This window comes from Streptomyces sp. NPDC033136 (genome assembly GCF_055578235.1).
Map to the genome: position 1 here is coordinate 1 of NZ_JBVIPD010000063.1, position 1,245 is coordinate 1,245.

Genomic DNA, 1,245 nt, shown 5'->3' on the forward strand with positions numbered 1-1,245 from the left:
AGTGGACGTTAAGTCCGATCTTTCCTGGTTCGCGATCACTCGATCGTGGTACTGATGGCTGCGCGGGGCATGTGGTGAGCATGTCCATGTTGAGATGCGAGCCATGGAGAGAAAGCCGTACCCCAGCGACTTATCGGACGGGCAATGGGCGTTGATCCAGCCGATGATCACGGCCTGGAAGCAGGCGAGGGTGGAGCGGTCGGCGACCGGTGATTCCGGGTCCTGCGATCTGCGGGAGGTCGTGAACGCGATCTTCTATCAGAACCGGACGGGCTGTCAGTGGCGCTACCTGCCCCATGACCTGCCGGCCTGGTCGGCGGTGTTCTACTACTTCACGCTGTGGCGCCAGGACGGCCTTGACCAGCGGATCCAGGAACTCCTGCGCTGCCAGGTCCGGGAGAAGGCCCGCCGATTAGAGGACCCGTCCCTCGTGATCATCGACACCCAGTCCGTCCGCGCGGCCGCCGGTGTCCCGAAGACCACGACGGGGCTGGACGCCAACAAGAAGGTGTCGGGCCGCAAGCGGGGACTGGCCGTCGACGTGCTGGGCCTGATCATCGGCGTCGTCGTGCTCGCCGCATCCGCCCACGACAACGCCGCCGGCACCGCCCTGCTCGACCAGGCCGCCGAGCGGTGCGGGATGCGTCTGGAGAAGGCTCTGGTGGACCAGGGCTTCAAGGACGAGGTCCTCATCCACGGTGCCCTGCTGGACATCGACGTCGAAGTCGTCCGCCGCAACCCGCGGCTGACCAGGGCAAAGGCTTCGTCCCGCAACCGAAGAGGTGGATCGTGGAACAGGTCAACGGCACGTTGATGCTGCACCGCCGACTGGCCCGCGAGTACGATCACCGGCCCGACACGTCCGCCTCACGCGTCTACTGGGCCTCGATCGCGAACATGACCCGCCGCCTCACCACACCGAGTCCAGCCTGGCGCGACACCCTCGGACTGGCCGCGTGAACGTCATCGAGCTCCCGGCCGGCCTCCAGGCCCAGCACGACATGACCGCAGACCGTGCCGGCGAACTGCGTGACCAGATCCAGGCACTTGACCGCCGCCCTGACCGAGTCCGAAGCGCGACTCGCGGACCTGGTCACCACCCGGAAGGTCATCGCCGAACTCGCGCCGGCTTCAGGCCAGCCCGCACCGCCCGAGACGAACACCGCCTACCAGGCCATCGTGAACACCTTCAACCAGCATCCCGATCAAGAGTTCCGAGCCCGTGAGCTGCACGAACTCCTCGGC

Annotated in this window: 2 pseudogenes; both read left to right on the plus strand. The window is 66.4% G+C overall.

From position 1 onward, the window contains the following. Positions 1 to 103: 103 nt before the first annotated feature. Positions 104 to 960 (plus strand): annotated as a pseudogene (locus tag ACZ5TL_RS39480) (IS5 family transposase). A 69-nt stretch (positions 961 to 1,029) separates the two neighbouring features. Continuing rightward, positions 1,030 to 1,245 (plus strand): annotated as a pseudogene (locus tag ACZ5TL_RS39485) (hypothetical protein); the annotation flags it as partial.